The sequence below is a fragment of the Streptomyces durmitorensis genome (assembly GCF_023498005.1).
Lineage (GTDB): Bacteria > Actinomycetota > Actinomycetes > Streptomycetales > Streptomycetaceae > Streptomyces > Streptomyces durmitorensis.
Genome location: NZ_CP097289.1, coordinates 7,232,606 through 7,258,949, shown reverse-complemented (window position 1 = coordinate 7,258,949; position 26,344 = coordinate 7,232,606). Strand labels below are relative to the sequence as shown.

Sequence of the window (26,344 nt, the reverse complement as noted above, 5' to 3'; positions counted from 1 at the left end):
CACGCGCGACATGATCTGACCGACCGGTGCCGACAGCAGGGAGACATCCGTGCCTCATTCCATCGATGAAGCCTTCACGGCGCTGCCGCTCAGGGCTCTCGCCGACGCCGCGCTGGCCCGCGCGCGTGCCCTGGGCGCCGACCACGCGGACTTCCGCTTCGAGCGCGTGCGCAGCGCGTCCTGGCGGCTGCGGGACGCCAAGCCGTCCGGTACGTCGGACACCACGGACCTCGGCTACGCGGTCCGTGTCGTGCACGGCGGGACCTGGGGGTTCGCATCGGGCGTGGATCTGACGATGGACGCGGCGGCGAAGGTCGCGTCCCAGGCCGTGGCGATGGCGAAGCTCTCGGCCAAGGTCATCAAGGCGGCGGGGTCGAAGGAGCGGGTCGAGCTCGCCGATGAGCCCGTGCACGCGGACAAGACGTGGATCTCCTCGTACGAGATCGACCCCTTCTCCGTGCCGGACGAGGAGAAGAGCGGGCTGCTCGCCGAGTGGAGCTCCCGTCTCCTGGCCGCCGACGGCGTCTCGCACGTCGACGCCTCACTGCTGACCGTGCACGAGAACAAGTTCTACGCGGACACGGCGGGGACGGTGACCACGCAGCAGCGGGTCCGGCTCCACCCGCAGCTCACCGCGGTCGCGGTCGACGAGACGAGCGGTGAGTTCGACTCGATGCGGACGATCGCGCCGCCGGTCGGGCGCGGCTGGGAGTACCTCACCGGCACCGGCTGGGACTGGGACGCCGAGCTGGCCCGTATCCCCGAGCACCTCGCCGAGAAGATGCGGGCGCCGAGCGTGCAGGCCGGTTCGTACGACCTGGTCGTCGACCCCTCGAACCTCTGGCTGACCATCCACGAGTCCATCGGCCACGCCACCGAGCTCGACCGCGCGCTCGGTTACGAAGCGGCGTACGCGGGGACGTCGTTCGCCACCTTCGACCAGCTCGGCAAGCTCGCGTACGGCTCGTCGATCATGAATGTGACGGGCGACAGGACGGCCGAGCACGGCCTGTCGACCATCGGGTACGACGACGAGGGCGTGGCCGCGCAGTCCTGGGACCTGGTGAAGGACGGCACCCTCGTCGGCTACCAGCTGGACCGGCGGATCGCGAGGCTCACCGGCTTCGAGCGCTCCAACGGCTGCGCGTACGCGGACTCCCCCGGGCACGTGCCGGTGCAGCGGATGGCGAACGTGTCGCTCCAGCCGGACCCCGGCGGGCTCTCCACGGAGGACCTGATCGGGGGCGTGGACCGCGGCATCTATGTGGTGGGCGACCGGTCCTGGTCGATCGACATGCAGAGGTACAACTTCCAGTTCACACAGCAGAGGGCATACCTCATCCGGAACGGCCGCCTTGCAGGGCAGCTCCGGGATGTTGCCTATCAGGGAATCACCCCTGAGTTCTGGGGCTCCATGGAGAAGGTCGGCGGACCCCAGACGTACGTACTGGGAGGGGCTTTCAACTGCGGAAAGGCTCAACCAGGACAGGTTGCCGCTGTGTCCCACGGATGCCCGTCCGCACTGTTTCGGGGTGTGAACATCCTGAACGCGTCGGCCGAGTCCGGGCGCCCCTGACCCAGGGTCCGAGGTGGCCGCTCAAGGACAGCGGTCCAGCCGGAAGCCTCGGGGCTACGCGGGGCGGCCGGGAGTGCCGTTGCCGTCCAGGCAAAGACGCAGGGCCAGTACCTCGCGCGCGACCTCCAGCAGGGGCAGGTCGTGGCTGAAGGCATGGCCACGCAGCCGGATGAGTGCTTGGTCGACGCCGATCTCCAGCTGCGCGGCGACCATGCCGGTGGCCTGGTGCACTTCCGCGAAGTGGAGACCGGGCTCGTCAAGGAGCGGGACGTTCTGCGACAGCTCGGTCTGGGCGGCCGTGGCGATCGTGATCTGGGAGACGATGTCGGCCAGGCCGAAAGCGTTGGTGAGCTGATCGGTGCTCATGGGACCGGGTCCGGTGCGGTGGCCCGTGAGGGCGCCGAGCGCGATGACCCCGATGCGCAGAGGGAAGGAGAACACCGCGCGGACGTTCAACGCTTCGATGGAGCCGGGCAGGCCGGGCCAGCGGCGACCGCCGAACGCGAGGTCGTCGGCCACGTCGGGCAGCAGCAGCAGGGTTCCGAACCGTGCGGCGTCCAGGCTGGGCCCCTGGCCCTGAACCTGTTGCAGATCCTCCAGCGCGCCGGTGCGCTCACCGTAGGACTGCACCAGCTCGGCGGGTCCGCCGACCGGATTCAGGAGCAGCGCCAGGCCGTCCAGTCCCAGCATGTCGGCGCACGCTTCGAGCGGCAGCGATGCCACGCCTTGCCCGGTGTGAGAGCTGAGAGCACGAAGGTAGTCCGCCATCACGGGATGGGTCACCGTCGCTCCCTTCGATGCCGTGTGCGGGGCAGCGGGCAGCGGATGCACCAAGGGGTGTCGATGGGAAGCCGCTTCACCGACCGTGTCGCTTGAGCAGCGCTGCGTCGGCCTTGCCTCGCAGTACCTGAATCGCGACGTCCGTGAGTCGCATCTGATGGCTGCGTGCGTAGCCACGCATGGCATGGAACGCTTCTTCGACACCGGTGCCGCGCCGATGCGCCAGGTAGCCCTTGGCCTGTTCGATGGTCACGCGGCTGTCGAGCGCCGCCTGCAACTGGGCACTCACGATCATCTGTTCACTCACCGCCCGCTGTTGCAGGACACCGATGGTTGCGGTGTCGGCCAGGGCCTGCCCCAGTCGCACCTGAGATCCATCCAGTGGGCCCGGGTGGTCGCGGAGGAGATTCAGGGCCCCGATCACCTGGTCGTGCAGTCGCAACGGAGCGGCGACGACGGAGGTGAAGCCTGCTTCCAGGGCGCGCGGCGCGAAGCGCGGCCATCGCGCGAGGGCCTCATCCGTACCGAGCCGAACATCCGGAACCTGCGTCTTGGTCCGATAGCAGTCCCGGCAGGGGCCCTCGTCCCACTCGATGCTCGCCAGTTCCAGCAACCGGGTGCGCTCGTCCGAGGCCGCCGCATCCACCAGCTGCCCGCTGGGAGTCGCCAGCATCACCCCTGCCGCCGCCACGTCCAGCAAGGCCACGCAATGATCGGCGAGCGTATGCAGGAAGGCGATCACATCGAAGTTCTGCACCAAGGTGTCGGCGAGTTCGACGAACGCGGCAGCCAGCTGGTCATCACGAGCCATATCAGCCACGCCCCGCTCACCTCCAGTGATACAGGGACACCTTCCCACGGGCGGTTGTCCGCTGCGTCCCAGTCTCGTCCTGCGCTCACGTCAGCACCAGAGCGCGTGGGGACGGGCTCCGTCGCCAGATGGCGGCGGTCTCCTCTCCGGAAGGCTCCTCTCCGGAAGGTACGCAGAGGCTCCACGCCATCTACCGATCACGTCACAAGCCGGGCTACGTTGGTGCAGAAGGCAACGAGGTCAGCGCTGCGATTCCGGCGGCGCGACCGCCTTGACCATGTCTGGTCTCCCGGTCCCTGAGGCTGACGCCCATGCGCGTCCGATACCCGTTGGGGCCGCGTCGCCGACTTCAGCAGCCCCAGCCTCCGTCCTCCGGCCCGCCGCGGCGCAACTTCCGCGACCCGCCGCGCGGTTGGAGGGCACCCGCGCGAGAAGCCGAGGGGGAGCCTGGCTTCTCGCGCCCCGACGGCCGCCGCCACACCCACTGGCGGCGGCCGTCGCTACGCTCCCGCTCCGCGGGTTCCCATCGGGGCGGGCTCCATCCCTCGCGCGCGACGCCCGGTGGGTAGTCTCTGACAGTCTCAACACGACGCAGGAGGCAGGGCGATGACCTCTCGTACGAACCGGACGAACCGGACGAACAAGCCGCACGAGATCGTCGAGCGCGCACTGGAACTGTCCACCGCCGACGGCTGCGTCGTCATCGCCGACGAGCACTCGACCGCGAACCTGCGCTGGGCGGGCAACGCCCTGACCACGAACGGCGTCACCCGCGGCCGCACCCTCACCGTCGTCGCGACCGTCGACGGCAAGGAAGGCACCGCATCCGGCGTCGTCTCGCGCTCGGCCGTGACCGCCGCCGAGCTGGAGCCCCTGGTCCGCGCCGCCGAGCACGCCGCGCGCGGGGCGGCTCCCGCCGAGGACGCGCAGCCGCTGGTGGCCGGGGCCGAGGAGTCCGCGGGCTTCAGGGACTCCCCCGCCGAGACGTCGTCCGCGGTCTTCGCGGACTTCGCCCCGGCGCTCGGCGAGGCTTTCGCCACGGCGCGCGCGGGCGGGCGTGAGCTGTACGGCTTCGCGAACCACGAGCTCGTGTCGAGCTACCTCGGTACGTCGACGGGGCTGCGCCTGCGGCACGACCAGCCGAACGGCACCCTTGAGCTGAACGCCAAGTCCCCGGACCGCACGAAGTCGGCGTGGGCGGGGCGTGCCACCCGGGACTTCGAGGACGTCGACCCGGGGGCGCTCGACGCCGAGCTCGCCAAGCGCCTGGGGTGGGCACAGCGGCGCATCGATCTGCCGGCCGGGCGGTACGAGACGATCCTGCCGCCGACGGCCGTCGCGGACCTGCTGATCTACCAGCTGTGGTCGGCGTCGGCCCGGGACGCGGCCGAGGGCCGGACGGTGTTCTCCAGGCCCGGCGGCGGCACCCGCGTCGGCGACCGGCTCGCCGAGCTGCCCCTGACGCTGCGCAGCGACCCGGACGAGCCGGGCCTGGAGTCCGCCCCGTTCGTCCTCGCGCACGCCTCCGGCGGCGACTCGTCCGTCTTCGACAACGGGCTGCCGCTGACCGCCACCGAGTGGATGCGCGCCGGCGAGCTCTCGCACCTGACCAGCACCCGGCACAGCGCGGCCTTGACCGGCCTGCCGGTGGCCCCGGCCATCGACAACCTCGTCCTGGACGGCGGCACGGACCGCTCCCTCGACGAGATGGCGGCGAGCACGGAGAGAGGGCTGCTCCTGACCTGCCTCTGGTACATCCGCGAGGTCGACCCGGCCACCCTGCTGCTCACCGGACTCACCCGGGACGGCGTCTACCTCGTCGAGAACGGCGAGGTCGTGGGCGAGGTGAACAACTTCCGCTTCAACGAGTCGCCCGTCGACCTGCTCTCGCGGGCCGCCGAGGCCGGGCGCACGGAGAAGACGCTGCCCCGGGAGTGGGGCGACTGGTTCACCAGGGCCGCGATGCCCGCCCTGCGCATCCCCGACTTCAACATGAGCTCGGTCAGCCAAGGCGTGTGACGCCCATAGACTGGCCGGTACCAACCGGTACCGGCCAGAGCTTTTCCCAGAAGCCTTTCAAGGAGACACAAGACCGTGACGGACATCGTCGACGAGCTGAAGTGGCGCGGGCTTTTCGCCCTGTCCACGGACGAAGATGCACTGCGCAAGGCGCTCGCGGACGGCCCCGTCACGTTCTATTGCGGCTTCGACCCCACCGCGGCCAGCCTGCACGTCGGACACCTGGTGCAGGTCCTCACGGTCCGCCGCCTCCAGCAGGCCGGGCACCGCCCGCTCGCGCTGGTCGGCGGCGCCACGGGCCAGATCGGTGACCCGCGGCCGACGGCCGAGCGCACCCTGAACGACCCGGAGACGATCGCGAACTGGGTGGCCCGGCTTCGCTCGCAGATCGAGCCGTTCCTGTCCTTCGAGGGCGAGAACGCCGCGCTGATGGTCAACAACCTGGACTGGACCGCGGGGATGTCCGCGATCGAGTTCCTGCGGGACATCGGCAAGCACTTCCGCGTGAACAAGATGCTGACCAAGGACTCCGTGGCCCGGCGCCTGGAGTCCCAGGAGGGCATCTCGTACACGGAGTTCAGCTACCAGCTGCTGCAGGGCATGGACTTCCTGGAGCTCTACCGGCGCTACGGCTGCACGCTGCAGTCCGGCGGCAGCGACCAGTGGGGCAACCTCACGGCGGGCATCGACCTGATCCACCGCCTGGAGCCGGACGCCACGGTGCACGCCGTCGGCACGCCGCTGATGGTCAAGGCGGACGGCACCAAGTTCGGCAAGTCCGAGAGCGGCGCCGTCTGGCTCGACCCGGAGATGACCACGCCGTACGCCTTCTACCAGTTCTGGCTGAACGTGGACGACCGGGACGTCTCGACGTACTCGCGCATCCTCAGCTTCAAGTCCCGCGAGGAGCTCGAAGAGCTCGAGAAGCTCACCGAGGAGCGTCCGCAGGCCCGTGCGGCCCAGCGCGCGCTCGCCGAGGAGCTGACGACGCTGGTGCACGGCGCCGACCAGTGCGCCGCGGTCATCGCCGCGTCCAAGGCGCTGTTCGGCCAGGGGGAGCTCGGCGACCTCGACGAGGCGACGCTGAGCGCGGCCCTCTCCGAGCTGCCGCGCGTCCAGGTCGCCGAGCTCGGCCCGGTGGTGGACCTCCTCGCGGAGGTCGGCCTGGTGGCCAGCAAGTCCGCGGCCCGGCGCACGGTCAAGGAGGGCGGTGCCTACGTGAACAACGCGAAGGTCGCCTCCGAGGACGCCGTACCGTCCCGCGACGAGCTCCTGCACGGCCGCTGGCTGGTGCTCCGCCGGGGCAAGAAGAACCTGGCGGCGGTCGAGGTCACCGCGGGCTGACCCGCGTTCCCGCAGACGCGTCAGAGGGGCCGGCCCACCCGGACCGGCCCCTCTCGCATGCCGCGTACTCGCAGGTCAGGCCTGCTGTTTGTTGCCCTTGATCATCTTGTACGCCATGTCTCCGACGCCCACGACGACGAGGGCCGCCACCAGCTGGAGGGCGTGCCGGCCCCAGTCGATGCCCTTGGTGTCATCGATGCCGAATCCAGAGGCAAGCGAGTTGCCGATGATCGCACCGATGATGCCGAAGATCGTGGTCAGCCAGAGCGGACTGTGCTGCTTTCCGGGCAGGATCGCCTTGGCGATAAGCCCCAGCACGAATCCGACGACGATGGCCCACAACCAGCTCATAGCTGCCTCCTCATCCGGCTCAACATGAGCATTACGGTCAGTGTCGGCCGATCCTCCATACGGCGCATGTCGGGCACCCCCATACGTGGCATGACGCAGTCAGGACACCGAGAAGCAACCTGCCCCGGTCTCGAAGGCTGCGCAGCCCCGGCGTAACGTGGAGCGGGTCCGGGCCGGGGAGTGCCCGGCTTCTTGTGAGCAGGCGGTGGAATGTGATGCGGAAGCAGAGCGGCGCCCAGGTCTTCCGGATCACAGGGGCCCGGCAGGGACTCGAGGACGACGTGCGCGGCCGGCAGCGACGGTACGTGATCTCGATGTCGATCCGTACGCTTTCGGTCATTGCCGCGGCGGTGCTGTGGAACGTCGAGCGGCACGTTGCTTTCGTCGCACTGGTGCTCGGCATCCTCCTGCCGTACGTCTCCGTGGTGATCGCCAACGCCGGCAGGGAGAACACTCCTTCACTGCCGTCGACCTTCGTACCGGCGCCGTCCCGGCCGATGCTCGCGCCGCCCGTCGCGCGCGACGAGTCCGCGGAACCCGTCCCGGAAGCCGGCACGGGCCCCGCGCGGGGCGAGCCCAACGCTCCGTCGGGCCACCAGAACTGACCGTCGACGTTGCGCCAAGCTCAAGAAAAGCTCAGATCAATCATGTAGTTCCGGTGCCAGGCAGCGGGTCCCCCATGACATACTTCGTACGCGCTCCGCATCCCCCGTCGGAGCGACAGACCGACGCCGGGCAGCTCCCCCCGTGGCTGCTCGGCGTCGCCTTGTTTTGAACGCACTTGGACGTTATCTGTGAGTGACGAAACACCGATCTGTTCCGCCAAGGGCTGCCGCGCCGACGCCGTGTGGGTGCTCGCGTGGAACAACCCGAAGATCCACACTCCGGAGCGCCGCAAGACGTGGCTCGCATGTGAGGAACACCGCGAGCACCTCTCCCAATTCCTCGGTGTGCGCGGCATGTTGAAGGACACCGTGCCGCTGGCCGACTGGGAAGCCCCGGAGGGCTAGCCGCCGATCGCCGACATCGGGCGCTCGGGCTGCAGGAACGTCGGGTCGTCGAGGCCCGAGCCCGCCTTCTTGCCCCACATCGCGAGCTTCCATATGCGCGCGATCTCCTCGTCCGAACCGGCCTCGCTGCCCTCCCCATTGGCCCGCAGAGCCGCCCGCAGGTCGGTCTCCTCGGTGGCGAACAGGCAGGTGCGGACCTGGCCGTCGGCCGTGAGCCGGGTGCGGTCGCAGGCCGAGCAGAACGGGCGGGTGACGGAGGCGATGACGCCGACGCGATGCGGCCCGCCGTCCACGACCCAGCGCTCGGCCGGCGCGGAGCCGCGCTCGCCGGAGCCCTCTTCGGTGAGCTCGAAGCGCGTACGCAAAGACTTCAGGATGTCACCGGCAGTGATCATTCCGTCGCGCTTCCAGCCGTGCTGGGCGTCCAGGGGCATCTGCTCGATGAAACGCAGTTCGTAGTCGTTCTCGACGGCCCAGGCGAGGAGGTCCGGGGCCTCGTCGTCGTTCAGGCCCGGCATCAGGACCGTGTTCACCTTGACCGGGGTCAGGCCCGCGTCACGGGCCGCCTCGAGACCGTCCAGGACGTCCTTGTGGCGGTCACGGCGGGTGAGGGTCTTGAAGACGTCGGGGCGCAGCGTGTCCAGGGAGACGTTGACCCGGTCGAGGCCCGCGGCCTTGAGGGCGGCGGCGGTGCGCTTGAGACCGATGCCGTTCGTCGTCAGGGACATCTTGGGGCGCGGCTCCAGCTGGGCGCAGCGCTCGACGATGCCCACCAGACCGGGGCGCAGGAGCGGCTCGCCGCCGGTGAAGCGGACCTCGGTGATGCCGAGCTGCGTCACGGCGATCCGGACGAGACGCACGATCTCGTCGTCGCTGAGCAACTCGGACTTGGACAGCCACTGCAGGCCTTCCTCAGGCATGCAGTACGTGCACCGCAGGTTGCACTTGTCGGTCAGCGAAACCCGCAGATCGGTGGCCACTCGGCCATAAGTGTCGATGAGCACGTGGGCCCCCTCCCTGATCCTGATTCAGCCTGTCCGGTTCAGATACCACGAGCCTACGTGACGGGACTGACATCGACGGGGGCCCGATCCCACGAGGAGCGGTGCGGCCGCGTCGTAGAGATCTACCAACGATCTACGACGCGGCCGCTGACCTGCACATTCAGAGGGGATCAGTGGGCTCCGGTACCCGTGAGGGACCGTACCTCCAGCTCCGCGTACTTGCCCTTGTCGGGCTCCTCCTTCGACAGCACCGTGCCGAGCCAGCCGAGCAGGAAGCCCAGCGGGATGGAGATCAGGCCCGGGTTCTCCAGCGGGAAGAAGTCGAAGTTCGCGTCGGGGAACATCGAGGTGGGCTTGCCCGAGACGACCGGCGAGAACAGCACCAGGCCGACCGCGGCCACGAGTCCGCCGTAGATGGACCAGAGCGCGCCCTGCGTGGTGAACCGCTTCCAGAAGAGGCTGTAGAGGATCGTCGGCAGGTTCGCGGAGGCCGCGACGGCGAAGGCGAGGGCGACCAGGCCCGCCACGTTGAGGTCACGGGCCAGGGCGCCGAGCGCGATGGAGACGATGCCGATGAAGACGGTCGACCAGCGAGCGGCCTTCATCTCCTCCTTCTCGGTGGCCTTGCCCTTCTTGATGACGTTGGCGTAGATGTCGTGCGCGAACGACGAGGACGAGGCGAGGGTCAGACCGGCGACGACCGCGAGGATCGTGGCGAAGGCGACCGCCGAGATCACGGCGAGCAGGAGCGCGCCGCCGGTGGAGTCGCCACCGCCGCCGATCTCCAGGGCGGCGAGCGGCGCCGCGGTGTTGCCCGCCTTGTTCGAGGCGATGATGTCGCCGGGCTTGAGCAGGGCGGCGGCGCCGAAGCCGAGGACGATCGTCATCAGGTAGAAGGAGCCGATGATGCCGATCGCCCAGTTCACGGACTTACGCGCGGCCTTGGAGGTCGGCACCGTGTAGAAGCGGATCAGGATGTGCGGCAGTCCCGCCGTGCCGAGCACCAAGGCGATGCCGAGCGAGATGAAGTCCAGCTTCGAGGTGCCGCTCGCGCCGTACTTGAGACCGGGCTCCAGGAAGGCCGAGCCCTTGCCGCTGTTGGAGGCGGCGGTGCCGAGCAGGTCGGAGACGTTGAAGTTGAACTTCAGGAGGATCAGGAAGGTGATCAGCACGGTGCCCGCGATGAGCAGCACGGCCTTGACCATCTGCACCCACGTGGTGCCCTTCATGCCGCCGATGGTGACGTAGACGATCATCAGGACGCCGACGAGGGCGACGATCAGAATCTTGCCCGCGTCGCTGGTGATGCCGAGCAGCAGCGAGACCAGGACACCGGCGCCCGCCATCTGCGCGAGCAGGTAGAAGATCGAGACGACGATCGTGGAGGTGCCCGCGGCCGTGCGCACCGGACGCTGGCGCATGCGATAGGCCAGGACGTCGCCCATCGTGTAGCGGCCTGAGTTGCGCAGCGGCTCGGCGACCAGGAGGAGCGCCACCAGCCAGGCGACCAGGAAGCCGATGGAGTAGAGGAAGCCGTCGTACCCGAAGAGCGCGATGGCGCCCGCGATGCCGAGGAAGGACGCGGCGGACATGTAGTCGCCGGAGATCGCCAGGCCGTTCTGGAAGCCGGTGAACTGGCGGCCGCCCGCGTAGAAGTCGGCGGCGCTCTTGGTCTGGCGCCCCGCCCAGACGGTGATGAAGAGGGTCGCGACGACGAAGGCCGCGAAGAGGCTGATGATCAGCGCCCGGTGCTCGGAGGCGTCGGACGTCGCGGCCAGGACTGTGGTGTTCAGCGCGGGGCTCATGCGCCGCCCTCCATACGGGACTTGATGGCCTCGGCCTTGGGGTCGAGCTTCGCAGCCGCGTGGCGCGAGTAGAACCAGGCGATGAGGAACGTGGTCAGGAACTGTGCGAGACCGAGGACCAGGGCGACATTGATGTTGCCGAACAGCTTGGTGCCCATGAAGTCGCCCGCGTAGTTCGAGAGCAGCACGTACGCCAGGTACCAGACGATGAAGGCGACGGTCAGCGGGAAGGCGAAGGAGCGGTGCGCCTTGCGGAGTTCACCGAACTCGGGGCTCGCTTGCTCCTGGAGGAATTCTTCCGTGGACGGCGCATGGGGAGCGGGGGCTTCTCCGTCCTTGGACGGTGGGGATGCATCGGGGGCCACGGAGTCTTCTCCTCGTGGTGCGGGTGCGGTGGGGACGGACAGCTGATCCATGGGCTCTCTCTGGTCCGGCAGTGACGCGGATCACGTGAGCCACGGATGGCGATGCTAAGGCCACAGGACGTGATCCGACAGGGGTCGATGTTGCTTCCGTTACTTGTTCAACGTCACGGCGGCACGCCCGGCGCGGCGAGACGTACTGCTTTCTTCCGGAATCCATTGCTGGCCTGGGAGTTCTGGGGATAGCTTCACCCTGCACGCCCCGTCATGTACCTGCCCGATCACTAGATGTGTTCGGGCAGTTCACGTATCCGGATGATGTGGAGACCCCATGGCTCATCTGCGTTCCAGACGTCGCATCGCGCTCACCGTGCCCCTCGGCATCGCGCTCGCGGCGTCGGTCGGCTTCGCTCCCGGTGTCGCGACCGCGGCCCCCGACGCCCCCGCCACCGCGTCGGCGAAGGCCGAGGCCCCGAAGCTCGCGTATGTCGTCAACACCCGTACGGACTCCAAGACGATCGCGTACGTCAAGAAGGCGATCGCCAGGGCGGACGGCTCCGTCGTCGTCGCGTACCCGAAGATCGGCGTCATCGTCGCGCACTCGGCCAACCCCGACTTCGGCAAGCAGCTGCGCAAGGTCAAGGGGGTCCAGTCCGCGGGCGCGACCCGCACCTCGCCCCTGACCGCGGCCGGCACGACGGAGGAGGGCGCCCCGACCCTCCTGTCGAAGTCCGAGGCCAAGTCGCTCAAGGCGCAGGCCGATGTGGGCGCCGAGCCGCTCGAGGCCGACCAGTGGGATCTGCGCGCGATAGGCGCCGACAAGGCAGCGAAGATCAACCCGGGCAGCGAGAAGGTCACCGTCGGCGTCATCGACACCGGAGTCGACGACACCCACCCGGACCTCGCGCCCAGCTTCTCGGCATCGCAGTCGGCGAGCTGCGTCGGCGGCAAGGCGGACACCTCTCCCGGCGCCTGGCGCCCGGAGAAGCCGGACCACTACCACGGCACGCACGTCGCGGGCGAGATAGCCGCCGCGCGCAACGGCGTGGGCGTCGCGGGTGTCGCTCCCGGCGTCAAGGTCGCGGGCATCAAGGTGGCCGACCCGGTCAGCGAGCTGTTCTACCCGGAGAGCGTCGTCTGCGCCTTCGTGTTCGCCGCCGACAAGGGCATCGAGGTCACGAACAACAGCTACTACGTGGACCCGTGGCTCTACAACTGCATGGACGACCCGGACCAGCGGGCCATCGTCGACGCGGTCAACCGCGCCCAGCTGTACGCCCAGAAGAAGGGCACCCTGAACCTCGCCTCGGCGGGCAACTCCAACCACGACCTCGCCTCCGACGAGATCCTGGACGACTCGAGCCCCGACGACTCGACCCCGGTGCCGCGCACCATCGACCCGTCCGAGTGCTTCGACCTCCCGACGCAGCTTCCCGGCGTGGTCACGGTCAGCGCGACGGGCGTCAAGGACCTCAAGTCGTACTACTCCACGTACGGCAAGGGCGTCATCGACATCGCGGCCCCCGGCGGCGACAAGTACCAGATCCCGGCCGACACCCCGTCGAAGAACGGCCGCATCCTCTCCACGATGCCGGGCAACCAGTACGGCTGGCTGCAGGGCACCTCGATGGCATCGCCGCACGCCGCGGGCGTGGCCGCGCTCCTGAAGTCGACGCACCCCAAGGCGAGCCCCGCCGAGATCCAGCGGCTGCTCAAGAAGCAGGCCGACAACCCGGGTTGCCCGACGGAGCCGTACGACCCGGACGGTGACGGCAAGGTCGACGCGGTCTGCGAGGGCGGCAAGAACAAGAACGGCTTCTACGGCAGCGGGATCGTCGACGCGCTCGACGCCGTGAAGAAGTGATGGGGATCCACACCATGACCGCACCCTTCACGCGCTCCCGGCGCGTGCTCGCACTCCCGCTCGGCATGGCGGTGGCCTCGGCCGTCGCCTTCCTGCCGGGCACGGCGTCGGCCCAGCCCGACGCCGCGTCCCGGCCGGGCGGCCCGGTGTCGTCCGTCGGGTCCGCCCTGGACGCGACGCTCGCGGACGGCACGTCGATGAGCTATGTCGTCAACGTCCGCTCCGGGCACGGCGGTTCACCGTCCGCCAAGACGTCGGCGTACGTGAAGAAGGCCATCGCCAAGGCGGGCGGCAAGGTCGTCATCGCGTACGACAGGATCGGCGTGATCGTCGTCCACTCGTCGGACGCGGACTTCGCCAAGAAGATCCGCAAGGCGAAGGGCGTCGCGTCGGCGGGGGCCACCCGCACGGCGCCGCTGTCCGCACAGTCCGACAACGCCCTTGAGGCCGACCGGCCGCTGACCGCCGCCGAGGCCGAGAAGGCCGCCGGGCAGGCGGGCGCCGGCCAGGACGAGCTTGAGCCGCTCCAGTGGGACCTGCCGGCCATCAAGGCGGACAAAGCCCACAAGGAGTCGCTCGGCAGCTCCAAGGTCACCGTCGGCGTCCTGGACTCGGGCGTGGACGACACGCACCCGGACATCGCGCCGAACTTCGACGCCAAGGCGTCCGCGAGCTGTCTGGGCGGCGTGCCCGTGCAGAAGGACGACGCATGGCGTCCGGTGTCCGGGGAGAGCGACCACGGCATGCACGTGGCGGGCACGATCGCCGCCGCGAAGAACGGCACCGGCGTCACCGGTGTCGCTCCGGGCGTGAAGGTGGCGAGCCTGAAGGTGGCCGAGCCGGCGACCGGCATGTACTACACGGAGGCCGTGGTCTGCGGCTTCATGTGGGCGGCCGACCACGGCGTGGACGTCACCAACTCCAGCTACTACACCGACCCGTGGCTGTTCAACTGCAAGACGGACGCCGACCAGAAGGCCCTGGTCGACGCCGTCGGGCGGGCCACCCGGTACGCGGAGCGCAAGGGCGCGGTGAACGTCGCGGCGGCCGGCAACGCCGAGACGGACCTCGCGCAGGACGAGATCGTCGACGACTCCAGCCCGGACGACACGACGCCCACGTCGCGCACCATCAAGACGGCGGACTGCCTGGACCTGCCGTCGCAGCTTCCGGGTGTCGTGACCGTCTCGGCCACGGGCGCGAAGGGCATCAAGTCCTCGTACTCGAACTATGGCCAGGGCGTCGTCGACATCGCGGCGCCGGGCGGCGACTCCACCAAGTTCCAGACGCCGGACGCACCGGCCACGGACGGCCGCATCCTGTCGACGCTCCCGGGCGGCAAGTTCGGCTACAAGGCGGGTACGTCGATGGCGTCACCGCACGCCGCGGGCGTGGCCGCACTCGTCAAGTCGGCCCATCCGCACGCGTCTTCGGCCGCGGTGAAGGCGCTGCTCTACGGCGAGGCCGACGCCATGAAGTGCACCGATCCGTACGACATCGACGGCGACGGCAAGGTCGACGCGGTGTGCGCGGGCGGCAAGAACAAGAACGGCTTCTACGGCGTGGGCATGATCGACGCGCTCGACGCCGTACGGAAGTAGCGGGTCCGAAGTAGCGGGTTCGCAAGGCGAGCCGGGCCGGGCGGTTGCGTGCCGCCCGGCCCTTCGCGAGAGGATCTCGTCCCATGTATGAGTATCGGAACCCCGCACTCGGCTCCGTCGACACGGAGAGCTGGGTGCCCCGGCCCGCCCGGCCCACCTGGCAGCTGACGCTCCAGTTCATCGCCACCGTGATCGTGCTGCCCGTGTGGTGGGTGCTGTGGCTGGCGTTCGCGATCGTCCTCATCGGCATCGCGATGATCACCGAGATCTTCACGTACATCATTCCCGGCTACGAGCGCGGCTTCGAGAAGGTCATGGACGCGACCCTCGGCCGCATGGAGCTGTGGCCGCTGTGGGCCGTGACCTGGCCTGAGCTGCGGCACGAAGGGGACGCCGACTTCTACCGCGCGCGGGTCGACAAGCACCTCGACAAGTGGACGAAGAAGCTGTCGGCCCCGAAGGACCCCAAGACCCCGGAGCTGCCCAAGGAGTGCGTGGTTCCGCTGCGGTTCTACCGCGGCGTCGGCGGCTCCTACGTGGTGCGGACCGCGACCCCGCTCGGCTGGGACCTGCAGCCCTCCGAGCCGGAGAAGGAGATCAAGCTGGGGTGGGTGGCCGCAGCCGCCGAACCGTCGGCGTGACGCGCATGACGCACTCGCCGATGGCCGGTACGCGGGCGGCCTGGGCCGCGCTCGGCGGCGACCCCGCTCTCCTCTCCCGTGTCACGCCCCTCGTACGGGACGGCGCGCTGCCCGCGAGGCTTCCCGTGCGCGAGCTGGCCCGCGGCTGCGTCGGAGCCTGCGCGCTGGCCGCCGCCGAGCTGGCCGCGGCCCGCACCGGGCAGGCCGTTCCCGGGGTGCGGGTCGACGACGGGGCGGTGGCCACGGCGTTCACCAGTGAGCGGCACCTTCTCGTGGACGGGCGCGCGCCCGTCTCGTTCGCGCCCCTGTCCCGCTTCTGGCGCACCGCGGACGGCTGGGTGCGGACGCACGCCAACTACCCCCACCACCGGCAGGCGCTGCTGGCCGCGCTGAACCTCCCGGACCCCTCCGTGGACGCGGTGGCCGCGCGGCTCGCGGAACGGTCCTCCCTGGACGTCGAGGACGCCGTGTACGCCGCCGGGGGCCTCGCGGTGGCGCTGCGTACGCCCCAGGAGTGGGCCGCGCACCCGCAGGGCGTCGCGGTGGCCGAGCGGCCGCTGGTGGGCCGCGAGCGGGTCGGTGACGGGCCCGCACGGGCCCTTCCCGCGCTCACCGGCTCCCCCGTGCTGCCCGCCGCGGGGCTCCGCGTCCTCGATCTCACCCGGGTCATCGCCGGCCCGGTCGCGACCCGCACGCTCGCGCTGCTCGGCGCGGACGTCCTGCGGGTCGACCCGCCCCGGCTGCCCGAACTCCCCGACCAGCACGCCGACACCGGCTTCGGCAAGCGGTCGGCGACGCTCGACCTGGCGGAGCGCACCGGCCGGCGCACGTTCGACGAGCTGCTCGCGCGGGCCGACGTGGTCGTCACCGGCTACCGGCCCGGCGCCCTCGACCGCTTCGGGCTCACACCCCGGGCGCTGGCCGAGCGCAGACCCGGGGTCGTGGTGGCGCAGCTTTCGGCGTGGGGCGAGTACGGGCCGTGGGCGGGGCGGCGCGGGTTCGACAGTCTGGTGCAGGTCGCCACGGGGATCGCGGCCGTCGAGGGGTCGGCGGACCGGCCGGGCGCGCTGCCCGCGCAGGCCCTGGACCACGGCACGGGCTATCTGCTGGCGGCGGCCGTCCTGCGCTCGCTCACCGAGCAGGTGGCGGACGGGGGCGGGGCCCGGTGCGTGCGGCTCGCTCTCGCGCGGACGGCGGGGTGGCTGCTGGCGGGGGACGAGGCGGACGCCCCGGGCGCAGGGACCGCTTCGTACGATCCCGGTGCCTGGCTGACCGAGATGGAGGGCCCCCTGGGTCGGCTGCGGTACGCGCTGCCGCCGGTGACCTTCGCGGGTGGGCCGGTGAACTGGGCGCGTCCGAGCGGCCGTTGGGGTGCGGATGCGCCCGAATGGCACTGAGAGTGGCCCGGCGGGCGGAATGGCATTCCGCCAGTTGTTTGCCAGGACTTGCCCGTTAAGGGGACACCTGGTGAAGATCATGTGGTGAGCTCCATACAACCGTCCGCCGACCCCGGCGGCGAGGCCACGGCGGACGCGGTCGCCGCCACACCCATCGCCTCCCCTCGCGCACCGCGCCGCCGCCCCTCGACGGGCCGTGCCGTCGCCGTGCTCGTCCTGGTGACCGTCGCCGCGCTCGTCCCGCTGCTCGGCCCGTCGGCGGCGCTGAGCGGCACCGGAGAGGCCGAAGCGCCCGGCACGGCCGGGATCACGTTCCTGCGGACGGTCATGTTCGCCGCGCTGTGCGTGCAGTTGGGCGAGGTGTACGCGACGCGTCTGGCCCGCCGGGTGCCGGGCGCGCCGCTCGACCACGCGCCGCGGAGCTGGGCCGCGTACGCGGCGGGCGCGGGCCTCGTCGCCGCGCTCGGCCTCGCTTCGGTGGTGGCCACCGGCAATCTGGTGCCGCATCAGCTCTCCGACATGGACATCGGCGGCCTCTACGCGTCGCGGGACGGCAGGCTGGCGCTCCTGGAGGTCAACGCCTTCATCGTGGCCCTGCTGTGCGCGCGCTCGCGCCGCCCGTCCAGTGCCGCGCTTCCGCTGGCCGCGGTGATCGTGGCGGAGGCCCTGCGGGCGCACCCGCCGGCGGAGGACACCCCGCTCATCGGCACCGGTCTGACGCTGGTGCATCTGACCTGCGGGGTGCTGTGGGCGGGCGGCCTGCTTCAGGTGCTGCGCATGCTGCGGCTGTGGCGGACGACGGCTCCGGAGGCGGGCGCGGCCGTACTGGGGCTCTACGCGCGCGTGGCGGCCGTCCTGTTCGCCGCGATCACGGTGACGGGGGTGTGCAGCACCCTGCGCCGGATGCCGGCGAGCACGGTGCTCGACCAGCTGACGGACACGGCCTACGGACGCACGCTGCTCGCCAAGGTGCTCCTCGTGGTGGCCGTGGCCGTCCTCGCGCTGCTCGCGCGCCGACGGCTGCGCAGGGCCGCCGACCCTGTGTCCGCGTACTCCCCCGCGCGGGGGGAGGTCATCGTGCTGGGTGTCGTGGTGGCGGTGTCGGCTCTCCTGACGGCGTTGCCTCTGCCGATTCGCTGGTGAACTGTGGCGCCTGCGCGGGCCTGGCTGCCAGTACGCCGCTGACCAGCAGGAACTGTGCGGCGATATAAGTGAGCATGATCCAGAAGTCGGGGCGCGGGGCCTGCGGCCATGCGGCGACGCCGGTCGCGATGAGGGTGTCCGACAGGAGGAAGAGCGCACCGCCGGCCGCCGCGGTGAGGCCCAGCCTCGTGGCGGCGAACGCCATGGCGGTGAGCAGGAGGCTGTAGCCCGCCACCGGGCCGCGCATGTCCGCGGGGAGGTCCGGCCAGAGGAGGGCGACCGTCGCGAGGAGGGCGGTGGCGTACCCGGCCACCAGCCAGGCGCCACGCGCGCGCGGCGTGCCGTGGCGCTTGAAGAGGACGAGGTAGCAGACGTGCCCCGCCGCGAAGGAGCCCATCCCCGCCAGGAACGCGGGGTCGGCGTCGAAGAGGAGGAGGGTGTCGCCTCCCCAGCCGAAGAGGAGCGCCGCGGTCAGGAGGCGCGGGCCTTTGACCGTGAGTACGTACCCCGCAAGGAGCGGCATGAGGAGGGGCTTGAAGATCGTGTGCCCCGTGTCCGAGCCCGCAAGGAGCGCTGCCAGGTCGCCGAGCGCGGCGATGCCGAACGCCACGAGGAGCAGCTTGGCCCTGGTGGACCCGACGGGAACGGGACTCACGCCGCGCTCTCCGTCACCGGCTCCGGCGCCGCCTGCGGCGGTGTCACGGGGGCCTGTGGCTGCCAGCCGGGCCCACGGAACAGCCTTCCGCCCCGTTCGCGCCAGCTGGTCGCCGTCCGGAGGTCCTTGGCTATCGCCGCGTACTCGTGCGTGGCCACCCGCAGCGGGTTGTACGTGGTGATGTTCTTCGTGAGGCCGTAGACCGGGCGGTCCGTCTCCGCGACCCAGGAGCCGAACATGCGATCCCAGACGATCAGGATGCCGCCGAAGTTGCGGTCCAGATAGCCGCCCTGCGACGCGTGGTGGACGCGGTGGTGCGAGGGCGTGTTGAAGACGAACTCGAAGGGGCGCGGGAGCTTGCCGATCCGTTCGGTGTGGATCCAGAACTGGTAGACGAGGTTCGCCGACGAGCAGAACGCGAGCGCCGCGGGATGCACGCCAAGGGCGATCAGCGGGAGGTAGAACGGCCAGACCGTCAGGCTCGTCCAGGGCTGGCGCAGCGCCGTCGTGAGGTTGAACTTCTCGCTGGAGTGGTGCACGACGTGGCAGGCCCACAGGATGCGGATGACGTGGTGCCCGCGGTGCGACCAGTAGTAGAAGAAGTCCTGCCCGAGCAGCATCAGGGGGATCGTCCACCACAGGACGGGGATGTGCAGCGGCGTCAGGGCGTAGACCGCCGTGTAGATCGCGACGATGGGGATCTTCCACAAGAAGTCGAAGACGAGGCTGCCGAGCCCCATGGTGACGGAGGTGGCGGCGTCCTTCGTCTCGTACCCGGCTTCGTCCTCGTCCGGATGGATCCGGTGGCTCACGATCTCCACGACGGTGAGCAGCACGAAGGCAGGTATGGACCACAGCACGACATCGGGCAGGTTCGGCGGCATGCGTGCACCGTAAAGGCCCCCGACCGGCCGCCGCTAGACGTAGTTACCGACAAGTATTACCAGCGGTAAGAAGACGGATGTTGGTGATCCCCGCCAAAAGCGGACGCTCAGACAATCGCGGACGCACGGACATCCACGGGCGCCCGGACATCCGCGCAGCCTCAGACACCCACCGCCCCGAGCAGCGTCCCCGCCCCGTACGTCACCGCCATCGCGAGCGCCCCTCCCGCCATGTTGCGCACCACGGCGGGCCGCACCTCCGCCGAGCCGAGGCGTGCGCTGCTCCAGCCCGTGAGGGCGAGCGCGCCGAGGACCGAGGCGACGGTGACCGCCAGGCGCCAGTCGGCGGGCGGCAGGACGATCGCCAGGAGCGGGAGCAGCGCGCCCACCGTGAAGGCCACGAAGCTGGCCCAGGCCGCGTGCCACGGGTTGGTGAGGTCATCGGGGTCGATACCGAGCTCCACGCGCGCGTGCGCCCGCAGCGCGTCCCGCTCGGTGAGCTGCTCCGCCGCCTCCCTGGCCACGTCCCGGCTCAGGCCGCGGTCCTCCAGGAGGTCCGTCAGCTCGGCCAGTTCGGCCTCGGGCTGCTCCCGCAGCTCGCGCCTCTCCATGGCCAGCGCGGCCTTCTCGGAGTCGCGCTGGGTGGACACCGAGACGTACTCGCCCGCGGCCATGGACATCGACCCGGCGAGCAGCCCGGCGAGACCGGCCGTGAGCAGCGTGCTGCGGTCGCTCGTGGCGCCCGCGACGCCGACGACGAGACCCGCCGTGGAGACGATGCCGTCGTTGGCCCCGAGCACGGCCGCCCGCAGCCAGTTGAGGCGGGAGGCGAGAGCGCCGCCGTGTGCTTCGTCGTGTTCAGCTGCCTGATCGCTCACCCGGGGAGGGTCTCACCCCCGGGTGAGCGGGGCAGGCAGGGGCACGCCGTCACCAGACGCGCACCGACCCTCCCGGAGCGAACACGGGGCTCGTCGCGCCGGCGGGCGTCTCCTTGAGGGGTTCGTCCAGTTCCTGGACGGTCGGTCCGACCTTCGCGGCGATCGCGTCGAGGCGCTCCAGGTCGAAGCCGTAGACCCGGGCCGCGTTGCCGCCGACCATGGCCGCTATCTCGTCCTTCGGGAGGCCCGCGTAGGCGATGCGGAGACCTTCGCGCGAGAACGGGTGCGTGCCTTCGTCGTGCGGGTAGTCGCTCCCCCACATGATCTTGTCGAGGCCGATCCTGTCCCGCATCTGCGCCTCGTGCGGCCGCATGAAGCTCGCACCGACGAAGCAGTTCTCGCGCCAGACCTCGGACGGACCCTTGCCCATCGCTTCGGCGAGGCCCGCACCGAACTTCGACTCCGCCGTCCCGCCGGTGTCCGCCTTCGAGGCCGCCGCGACCAGGCGCCCGTGGTAGTAGTCCAGCATGTCGAGCACGCCCGGGATCCAGCCCGACCCCTGCTCGGTGAGCACGAGCCGCAGCTCCGGGTGGCGGCGGAAGGCTCCGCCGAACACCAGGTGCCACAGCGCCCGGTGCGAGAACCACGTCGTCTCCACCATGAAGACGGCCCGCGCGGCCGGTTCCTCGCCCAGCGGCGGCGACGCCGATCCCGCGTGGTGGTTGACCGGCACACCGCGCTCGGCGCAGGCGGCCCAGATCGGGTCGTACGTCGCGGAGTAGAGCTCGGCGAGTCCGCTGCCCGGCGGTGTGCCGGGCAGCAGCAGACCGCCGTTCAGGCCCGCGTCGGCCGCCCAGTGGATCTCCTTGACGGCTTCGTCCACGTCGTTCAGGAGGATCTGGAAGACGCCCGCCCTGCGCCCTTCGGCGGCGGCGCAGAAGTCGGCGAGCCAGCGGTTGTGCGCCCGCAGGCCCGCCCAGCGCTGCTCGAACTCCTCTCGTGTGGGCGCCGGTGCCATCAGGGAGGCGGTCGGGAAGAAGGGCGGGATGGTGTTCGGGAAGACGACCTCGGCGACGATCCCGTCCTGTTCGAGCTCGGCCAGACGGCGGTCCGAGTTCCAGTTGCGGTCGGCGGTGTCGGCGAGCAGGTCCTCGTACGGATTGACGTAGGTGGCCGCCCACGCGTCGAACGCGTCGTGGTGGCGGGAGGCCAAGTAGGGCTTGTAGTCGAGGAGATCGGCGCCCGCGTGGCAGTCCGCCGAGATGACGGTGTAGCGCTCTTCGGTCATGCGTCGTGCACTCATGCGTCCGCCCCCAGTACCGGGAAGTCGTGGTCCGTCAGCCAGTGGCGGCCCACGTCGCGCGAGCGCGCCCAGGAGGCCTCGACGGCCGACTGGTCCGTTTCCTGGCCGAGTTCGGCGGGCGTCGGGCCGATCCTGTGGGCCAGCGGCGCCAGCTTCCCGGTGTCGAAGCCGAAGACCTCCGCCGCCGCGAGACCCAGCATCCGGCGGGTCTCCCCCACCGGGATGTCGTGGAACGTCTTCTTCAGCCACGCGCGCGTGTCGGGCCAGGTCCCTTCGGGGTGCGGGAAATCGCTGCCCCAGAGGATGTTGTCCACGCCGATCTCGTAGCGCTGGGCGAGTTCGCGGCGCTTGGTGTTGGTGGCGCAGATGAAAAGCTGCCGGTCCAGGTACTCGTGCGGAGGCCGCTTGAGCTCTGCGAACGGGGAGAGCTTCTTGCCGCCGTGCGCGCCCAGGTAGAGGCGGTCCATGAACCACAGGAGGTTCGGCAGCCACCAGCAGCCGGACTCCGCGACGCCGAACTTCAGCCCCGGATGGCGTTCGAAGACGCCCGACCAGAGCATGAACCACAGCGGCCGCGCGGGCCACCAGGTCACTTCGGAGACGTAGATCCCCAGGTGGTCGCCGTACTCATGGCGGGGCGCCGCCCCGGAGTGGGTCACCACCGGCATGGCGCACTCGGCCGCCGCCGCCCACACGGGGTCGTAACGGCGGTCGTGGTAGGGCGCCTTGTCGACCCACATGGAGGGGATCATCAGCGCGCCGAGCCCGGACTCCTTGGCCCGGTGCACCTCGGCGACCACCCGGTCGACCTCGCCGGTGATGGGCAACAGGGCGACACCGCAGTGCCGTTCGGGGTGCTCGGACACGAAGTCGGCGAGCCAGCGGTTGTGCGCCTGCGCGCCCGCCATGCCGAGCTCCGGGTCCTGGTCCCCCGAGAGGCCGAGTCCCACCCCGAAGGGCGCCGCCGTCTGGCTGTCCACGGCGTCCGCGTCGGGGAAGACGACCTCGGCGGCCACCCCGTCGCCGTCGAGCTCCTTGAGGCGCTGAGCGGTCTCCCAGCCGCCGCGCAGGCCCTCCTCGTTGTCCTGGAACCACTTGGCGGCGAACGCGTCGTTGCGGATGCCGAGCCGCGTCGCCTCCGCGCGGCGGGCGTCGCGCTCCCCGAGGAACTGGTCGAAGTCCCGGTGGAAGCGGCTGTCCAGATAGGGCCGGTACTCCTCGGTGGGCAGCCCGGCGTGGCAGTCGGAGGAGATGATCAGGTACGGGTCGTTCTGCTGAGCGCCTTGCCGAGCGCTTTCCTGAGCGCCTTGCTGAGCCGTCATCACACGTCCCTCAGTCAGTCGAGGATGAAGCTTTCCAGGTACGCCGGGTTGGCGCGGTCGAGCATCGACCGCGACCTGGCGTTGATCTGCCGGTCGCTGTGCTCGCTCCGGGGCAGCAGCCAGAAGCGGTCGGCCGCGATCCCCTCCGCCACGAAGTCCGCGACCTCCTCGACCGGGGTGAACGCCACCTCCTGGCCCGCGTCCTTCATCGCGGACTCCCACTGGTCGAGGCTGCGGTAAGGGGTCTTGCGGGGGCGGGACTTGGCGTACCGGTCGGGGCGGTTGCGGTGCGACTCCCACAGGCCCGTGCGCAGCATGTGCGGCCCCGGGAAGAGCACGGAGGCGCCCACGCGCGCGTGCTCCGCCCTCAGATGCGCGTACAGGGACTCCGTCATCGTCACGACGGCCGCCTTGGTCACCGCGTACACGGACGCCGTCGGCAGCGGTGCGATGCCGCCGTCGCCGGAGGACGTGTTGACGACATGGCCCGGCTCGCCGCCCGCGATCATCCGGGGCACGAACGCCTGGATGCCGTGGAAGACGCCCCACACATTGACCTCGAAGGCCCACTTCCAGTCGTTTGGCTCGTGCTCCCACATGCGCCCCTCGGCGCCCGAGCCGACCCCCGCGTTGTTGCACAGCACATGGACGGCGCCGAACGCCTCGTACGCCGCTTCGGCGAGCGCGAAGACCTGCTCCCGGGAGCCGACGTCGACCACGCGCGCGTGCACGCTCGCCCCGTCCTCGCGCAGCCCGGCCGCCGCCTTCTCCAGAGCGCCCTCCTCGACGTCCGCGAGGACCACCTTCAGGCCGTCCGCCGCGAAGCGCCGTGCCATGGCGAGGCCGATGCCGCTCGCCGCGCCCGTGACGACGGCGACCTGGCCTTCCCGCAGCTCCATCTCAGACGCTCCCCTCGGGCGGGCCGTCGAGGATCTGCTGGGGGTCGTCGTAGCGCTGGTGGATGTAGGGAAGCAGCGCCTGGGCGCTGACCCGTTCGGCCACCCGGCCCTTCTGGTCGGTGGTCTTCTCGCCGATCGTGATCTCGACGAGCGCGCGTACGGGAAGGTCGGCGACCGGGTCGTACATCGACTCGCGCAGCACGACGTCCCCGGTGATCCCCTCCAGCTTGCGGACCTTCTCGTTGCGTACGCAGTGCACGAGCACCGGATCCGCGTCGAAGCCCGAACCGTCCACCGCCGGAAGGAACTTGAAGTAGAAGTCCGTCTTCTGGACCGGCTCGGGAAGGGGCAGGGCGCCGCTGACCGCGCCGCGCACCTCCACGAACGCGATGCCGTGCCGGGCCAGCGAGGCGCGGACGACCAGGCCGTCGCGCTCCACCTCGACCTCGCCCAGCTTCTTCGGCTCCCCGAAGACCTCGCGCCCGCCGATCAGGGCCCGCTCGTGGGTCATCGGCATGACCAGCGGATACCAGCCCTCCACCCCGCCGTGCTCGGCGGCGACGGCCACCGAGCCCGCGCCCAGCGGATATCCGGGCAGGTCGACCTTGCTGATGTTGGCCCGCACCAGGGGGCGCGCCGTCGGCTTGAGCGGGGGCGGCAGGACGGCCGCCACCGCGTCCGGATCGCTCTCCCAGACGGCCACCACACCGGTGGACCAGATGTCGGGCAGCTTCGAACTCGCGGTGCGCGCGGCGGCGATCTCCGCCTCGGTGCGCGCTCCGTAACGTACGCGTGCCATGTCGTACCACCCTTCGTCAGGACTACAAGAGGTCTTGCGGGCGGTTCTGTAACACAGTTACAACAGGAGGCGTGAAGAGTGAAGAGACGCGTACGCATCCGGTCCGGGAACGCGGCCATCTCGACCGGGAACAGGTCCTCGCCGCCGCCACGGCCCTCGTGAAGCAGCACGGCCCGCAGGCCCTGACGATGCGCAGGCTCGCCGCCGAGCTCGGCACCGCCGTCACCTCGATCTACTGGCACGTCGGCAACCGCGAGTCGCTCCTGGACGCCCTCGTCGAGCGCACCCTCGCCGACCTCGGCGCGATCCACCCCACGGGCCGCACCCCCGGCCGGCGCATCGTCTCCGTGGCGCGCGCCCTGCGCCGGCAGCTGCGCGACCATCCGCACCTCGTCGCGATGGTGCACGAACGCGGCCTCACCGAGCGGATGTTCCTGCCCGCCCAGCAGGTCCTCGTCCACGAGGTGCACGCGGCGGGCCTGCGTGGCGCGCGCGCCGCCGACGCCGTGCGCGCGGTCCAGGTGCACGTCGTCGGCCACCTCCTGGTCGAGCGCAACCGCGAACGCGCGCCCGTGCAGCGGCCGGGCGAGGAAGAACTGTGGGGCGCGCGGACCGCCGAACAGGACCCGGCACTCGCCCGCGCACTCGCCCGGCCCGTCGACCCCGAGGCGCTGTTCACCCTGTCGGTCAAGGCACTGGTGTCCGGGCTGCTCGGCGCCGGAGCGGACGGAACCGCACCCGCCGGCGACGGAATCGGCCACGCGGCCGACCCGCGCACCGGACCGGGGACCTGACTGTCAGTCGCGGCCCGTATCCTCATGGACCATGCTCGAAGACCAGACGACCGCAGCGTCCGCAGCCACCTGGCCGGCCGCGTACCCAACGGGGTACGCGGTCGTCGACGTCGAGACCACAGGCCTCGCCCGCGACGACCGCATAGTGTCGGCTGCCGTCTACCGCGTGGACGCCCGGGGCGAGGTGGAGGACCACTGGTACACGCTGGTCAACCCCCAGCGCGACCCCGGACCCGTATGGATCCACGGCCTCACCAGTGAGCTCCTCGCGGACGCGCCGCTCTTCAAGGACATCGCCGAGGAGTTCGCCGCGCGCCTCGCCGACCGCGTACTGGTCGCACACAACGCCGTCTTCGACTGGTCGATGATCGCCAGGGAGTACGCACGCGCGGAGCTCACCGCCCCCGTGCGCCAGCGCCTGTGCACCATCGCCCTCTCCAAGGAGCTGCGCCTCCCGCTGCCCAACCACAAGCTGGAGTCGCTCGCCGCGCACTTCGGCGTGGAACAGCGCAACGCGCACAACGCCCTCGACGACGCGCGCGTGCTCGCCGAGGCGTTCCGCCCCAGCCTCAAGGCCGCGGCGAGCGGCGGGGTGCGGCTGCCGCTCCTGGAGTGCCGTCCGCTCACCGAGTGGTCCGACGGCGCGGCCCGGATCGTCCGCCAGCCGACCGGACCGGGCTCCGCCCCCTCCTCGTACTCGTCGTACGGCCCGGGGAGTTGGCGGCCCTCGCGCAAGCGGCCCGCCTGCCCCTACCCCAACCCGGGACGGTACGAAACGGGCAAACCGCTCCAACAGGGCATGCGTGTCGCGTTCTCCGGTGACACCTCCATCGAGCGCGAGCTGCTCGAGGACCGCGCGGTCGAGGCCGGGCTCCACATCGCGACGAGCGTGTCGCGCCTGACCAGCCTCCTCGTCACGAACGACCCGGACTCGGGCACCTCGAAGACCGTGAAGGCGCGGTCCTTCGGCACGCCCGTCATCGACGAGGCCGCGTTCGGCCAGCTCCTCCAGGACGTCGCTCCGGCGGCTCCCGCGACGGGGGCCTGAACCGCCCTGCGGGCGGCAGACGGGTGATTGTCGGACCGGTCCCCGCCTGCTTGC

General features: G+C 70.6%; 25 protein-coding genes. 12 read left to right on the top strand and 13 right to left on the bottom strand.

The genetic code is table 11. The annotated features are described in order from the left end of the window. Positions 1-49: 49 nt before the first annotated feature. Positions 50-1,576 (top strand): TldD/PmbA family protein, encoded by a 1,527-nt coding sequence (locus tag M4V62_RS32435; RefSeq protein WP_249590750.1) that lies wholly within the window; start codon positions 50-52, stop codon positions 1,574-1,576. A 54-nt stretch (positions 1,577-1,630) separates the two neighbouring features. Here M4V62_RS32435 and M4V62_RS32430 read toward each other — a convergent pair whose 3' ends face one another. Both M4V62_RS32430 and M4V62_RS32425 read right to left on the bottom strand, forming a co-directional pair. Further along, the gene (locus tag M4V62_RS32430; protein WP_249590749.1) at positions 1,631-2,359 is read right to left on the bottom strand and encodes an ANTAR domain-containing protein; all 729 of its coding nucleotides are present in this window, start codon (positions 2,357-2,359) and stop codon (positions 1,631-1,633) included. A gap of 73 nt (positions 2,360-2,432) precedes the next feature. Next, a complete protein-coding gene (locus tag M4V62_RS32425) occupies positions 2,433-3,167 on the bottom strand; it encodes an ANTAR domain-containing protein (protein ID WP_425575103.1) in 735 nt (244 codons plus the stop codon). Positions 3,168-3,773: 606 nt separating this feature from the next. Between M4V62_RS32425 and M4V62_RS32420 the strand changes: the two genes are divergently transcribed. Further along, positions 3,774-5,186 carry a metallopeptidase TldD-related protein gene (locus M4V62_RS32420; RefSeq protein WP_249590747.1) on the top strand — a complete coding sequence of 471 codons (1,413 nt, stop codon included), beginning with the start codon at positions 3,774-3,776 and terminating at the stop codon, positions 5,184-5,186. 75 nt (positions 5,187-5,261) lie between these two features. Then, positions 5,262-6,530 carry a tyrosine--tRNA ligase gene (tyrS, locus tag M4V62_RS32415; RefSeq protein ID WP_249590746.1) on the top strand — a complete coding sequence of 423 codons (1,269 nt, stop codon included), beginning with the start codon at positions 5,262-5,264 and terminating at the stop codon, positions 6,528-6,530. Positions 6,531-6,605: 75 nt separating this feature from the next. On the opposite strand, the gene M4V62_RS32410 is transcribed toward tyrS, so the two are convergent. Next, positions 6,606-6,881, bottom strand: coding sequence for a GlsB/YeaQ/YmgE family stress response membrane protein (locus M4V62_RS32410; RefSeq protein WP_249590745.1), 276 nt, complete (start codon positions 6,879-6,881; stop codon positions 6,606-6,608). A 215-nt stretch (positions 6,882-7,096) separates the two neighbouring features. On the opposite strand from M4V62_RS32410, the gene M4V62_RS32405 reads away from it, so the two are divergent. Continuing rightward, a complete protein-coding gene (locus tag M4V62_RS32405; RefSeq protein WP_249590744.1) occupies positions 7,097-7,486 on the top strand; it encodes a DUF3099 domain-containing protein in 390 nt (129 codons plus the stop codon). A gap of 189 nt (positions 7,487-7,675) precedes the next feature. Beyond that, the gene (locus M4V62_RS32400; RefSeq protein WP_249590743.1) at positions 7,676-7,891 is read left to right on the top strand and encodes a hypothetical protein; all 216 of its coding nucleotides are present in this window, start codon (positions 7,676-7,678) and stop codon (positions 7,889-7,891) included. On the opposite strand, the gene moaA is transcribed toward M4V62_RS32400, so the two are convergent. The 3 genes from moaA to M4V62_RS32385 all read right to left on the bottom strand — a co-directional run bounded on the left by moaA (position 7,888) and on the right by M4V62_RS32385 (position 11,065). Next, on the bottom strand, positions 7,888-8,895 hold the full coding sequence (gene moaA / locus M4V62_RS32395) for a GTP 3',8-cyclase MoaA (RefSeq protein ID WP_249590742.1): 1,008 nt from the start codon (positions 8,893-8,895) through the stop codon (positions 7,888-7,890). The two genes, M4V62_RS32400 and moaA, sit on opposite strands and share 4 nt — an antisense overlap. 170 nt (positions 8,896-9,065) lie before the next feature. Next, on the bottom strand, positions 9,066-10,700 hold the full coding sequence (locus M4V62_RS32390) for a solute symporter family protein (RefSeq protein ID WP_249590741.1): 1,635 nt from the start codon (positions 10,698-10,700) through the stop codon (positions 9,066-9,068). Further along, a complete protein-coding gene (locus M4V62_RS32385; protein WP_249590740.1) occupies positions 10,697-11,065 on the bottom strand; it encodes a DUF485 domain-containing protein in 369 nt (122 codons plus the stop codon). Before M4V62_RS32385 ends, M4V62_RS32390 begins: the two co-directional genes overlap by 4 nt. 328 nt (positions 11,066-11,393) lie before the next feature. On the opposite strand from M4V62_RS32385, the gene M4V62_RS32380 reads away from it, so the two are divergent. The 5 genes from M4V62_RS32380 to M4V62_RS32360 all read left to right on the top strand — a co-directional run bounded on the left by M4V62_RS32380 (position 11,394) and on the right by M4V62_RS32360 (position 17,708). Further along, positions 11,394-12,926 (top strand): S8 family serine peptidase, encoded by a 1,533-nt coding sequence (locus M4V62_RS32380; RefSeq protein ID WP_249590739.1) that lies wholly within the window; start codon positions 11,394-11,396, stop codon positions 12,924-12,926. A 14-nt stretch (positions 12,927-12,940) separates the two neighbouring features. After that, positions 12,941-14,527 (top strand): S8 family peptidase, encoded by a 1,587-nt coding sequence (locus M4V62_RS32375; protein WP_249590738.1) that lies wholly within the window; start codon positions 12,941-12,943, stop codon positions 14,525-14,527. Positions 14,528-14,610: 83 nt separating this feature from the next. Beyond that, positions 14,611-15,168: a hypothetical protein gene (locus M4V62_RS32370; RefSeq protein WP_249590737.1), complete on the top strand. Its 558-nt coding sequence runs from the start codon at positions 14,611-14,613 to the stop codon at positions 15,166-15,168. Between the two features lie 5 nt (positions 15,169-15,173). Continuing rightward, positions 15,174-16,565 (top strand): CoA transferase, encoded by a 1,392-nt coding sequence (locus M4V62_RS32365; RefSeq protein WP_249590736.1) that lies wholly within the window; start codon positions 15,174-15,176, stop codon positions 16,563-16,565. 84 nt (positions 16,566-16,649) lie between these two features. Continuing rightward, positions 16,650-17,708: a CopD family protein gene (locus M4V62_RS32360; protein WP_425575094.1), complete on the top strand. Its 1,059-nt coding sequence runs from the start codon at positions 16,650-16,652 to the stop codon at positions 17,706-17,708. Here M4V62_RS32360 and M4V62_RS32355 read toward each other — a convergent pair. The 7 genes from M4V62_RS32355 to M4V62_RS32325 form a co-directional block, all read right to left on the bottom strand. Continuing rightward, positions 17,638-18,363 carry a lysoplasmalogenase gene (locus M4V62_RS32355; RefSeq protein ID WP_249590735.1) on the bottom strand — a complete coding sequence of 242 codons (726 nt, stop codon included), beginning with the start codon at positions 18,361-18,363 and terminating at the stop codon, positions 17,638-17,640. The genes M4V62_RS32360 and M4V62_RS32355 overlap by 71 nt on opposite strands. Further along, positions 18,360-19,247, bottom strand: coding sequence for a sterol desaturase family protein (locus tag M4V62_RS32350; RefSeq protein ID WP_249590734.1), 888 nt, complete (start codon positions 19,245-19,247; stop codon positions 18,360-18,362). Before M4V62_RS32350 ends, M4V62_RS32355 begins: the two co-directional genes overlap by 4 nt. 161 nt (positions 19,248-19,408) lie before the next feature. Next, entirely contained in the window at positions 19,409-20,125 is a 717-nt protein-coding gene (locus tag M4V62_RS32345) for a VIT1/CCC1 transporter family protein (RefSeq protein WP_249590733.1), read from the bottom strand. A 49-nt stretch (positions 20,126-20,174) separates the two neighbouring features. Next, positions 20,175-21,428, bottom strand: a complete 1,254-nt coding sequence (locus M4V62_RS32340) for an amidohydrolase family protein (protein WP_425575095.1) — start codon at positions 21,426-21,428, stop codon at positions 20,175-20,177. Next, positions 21,425-22,750 carry an amidohydrolase family protein gene (locus M4V62_RS32335; RefSeq protein ID WP_249590732.1) on the bottom strand — a complete coding sequence of 442 codons (1,326 nt, stop codon included), beginning with the start codon at positions 22,748-22,750 and terminating at the stop codon, positions 21,425-21,427. Before M4V62_RS32335 ends, M4V62_RS32340 begins: the two co-directional genes overlap by 4 nt. Positions 22,751-22,764: 14 nt before the next feature. Then, entirely contained in the window at positions 22,765-23,649 is an 885-nt protein-coding gene (locus M4V62_RS32330; protein ID WP_249590731.1) for an SDR family NAD(P)-dependent oxidoreductase, read from the bottom strand. 1 nt (position 23,650) lies between these two features. After that, a complete protein-coding gene (locus tag M4V62_RS32325) occupies positions 23,651-24,448 on the bottom strand; it encodes an acetoacetate decarboxylase family protein (protein WP_249590730.1) in 798 nt (265 codons plus the stop codon). 71 nt (positions 24,449-24,519) lie between these two features. Between M4V62_RS32325 and M4V62_RS32320 the strand changes: the two genes are divergently transcribed. Both M4V62_RS32320 and M4V62_RS32315 read left to right on the top strand, forming a co-directional pair. Then, positions 24,520-25,242: a TetR/AcrR family transcriptional regulator gene (locus tag M4V62_RS32320; RefSeq protein WP_249590729.1), complete on the top strand. Its 723-nt coding sequence runs from the start codon at positions 24,520-24,522 to the stop codon at positions 25,240-25,242. Between the two features lie 31 nt (positions 25,243-25,273). Then, on the top strand, positions 25,274-26,290 hold the full coding sequence (locus M4V62_RS32315; protein ID WP_249590728.1) for a DEDDh family exonuclease: 1,017 nt from the start codon (positions 25,274-25,276) through the stop codon (positions 26,288-26,290). Positions 26,291-26,344: the final 54 nt, after the last annotated feature.

What these genes read in the sequence shown, in the direction of transcription:
- M4V62_RS32425 (WP_425575103.1), bottom strand. Translation starts at nt 3,167, where the DNA reads ATGGCTCGTGATGACCAGCTGGCTGCCGCGTTCGTCGAACTCGCCGAC.
- M4V62_RS32420 (WP_249590747.1), top strand. Translation starts at nt 3,774, where the DNA reads ATGACCTCTCGTACGAACCGGACGAACCGGACGAACAAGCCGCACGAG.
- M4V62_RS32410 (WP_249590745.1), bottom strand. Translation starts at nt 6,881, where the DNA reads ATGAGCTGGTTGTGGGCCATCGTCGTCGGATTCGTGCTGGGGCTTATC.
- M4V62_RS32405 (WP_249590744.1), top strand. Translation starts at nt 7,097, where the DNA reads ATGCGGAAGCAGAGCGGCGCCCAGGTCTTCCGGATCACAGGGGCCCGG.
- M4V62_RS32390 (WP_249590741.1), bottom strand. Translation starts at nt 10,700, where the DNA reads ATGAGCCCCGCGCTGAACACCACAGTCCTGGCCGCGACGTCCGACGCC.
- M4V62_RS32380 (WP_249590739.1), top strand. Translation starts at nt 11,394, where the DNA reads ATGGCTCATCTGCGTTCCAGACGTCGCATCGCGCTCACCGTGCCCCTC.
- M4V62_RS32375 (WP_249590738.1), top strand. Translation starts at nt 12,941, where the DNA reads ATGACCGCACCCTTCACGCGCTCCCGGCGCGTGCTCGCACTCCCGCTC.
- M4V62_RS32370 (WP_249590737.1), top strand. Translation starts at nt 14,611, where the DNA reads ATGTATGAGTATCGGAACCCCGCACTCGGCTCCGTCGACACGGAGAGC.
- M4V62_RS32365 (WP_249590736.1), top strand. Translation starts at nt 15,174, where the DNA reads ATGACGCACTCGCCGATGGCCGGTACGCGGGCGGCCTGGGCCGCGCTC.
- M4V62_RS32350 (WP_249590734.1), bottom strand. Translation starts at nt 19,247, where the DNA reads ATGCCGCCGAACCTGCCCGATGTCGTGCTGTGGTCCATACCTGCCTTC.
- M4V62_RS32340 (WP_425575095.1), bottom strand. Translation starts at nt 21,428, where the DNA reads ATGAGTGCACGACGCATGACCGAAGAGCGCTACACCGTCATCTCGGCG.
- M4V62_RS32335 (WP_249590732.1), bottom strand. Translation starts at nt 22,750, where the DNA reads ATGACGGCTCAGCAAGGCGCTCAGGAAAGCGCTCGGCAAGGCGCTCAG.
- M4V62_RS32330 (WP_249590731.1), bottom strand. Translation starts at nt 23,649, where the DNA reads ATGGAGCTGCGGGAAGGCCAGGTCGCCGTCGTCACGGGCGCGGCGAGC.
- M4V62_RS32325 (WP_249590730.1), bottom strand. Translation starts at nt 24,448, where the DNA reads ATGGCACGCGTACGTTACGGAGCGCGCACCGAGGCGGAGATCGCCGCC.
- M4V62_RS32315 (WP_249590728.1), top strand. Translation starts at nt 25,274, where the DNA reads ATGCTCGAAGACCAGACGACCGCAGCGTCCGCAGCCACCTGGCCGGCC.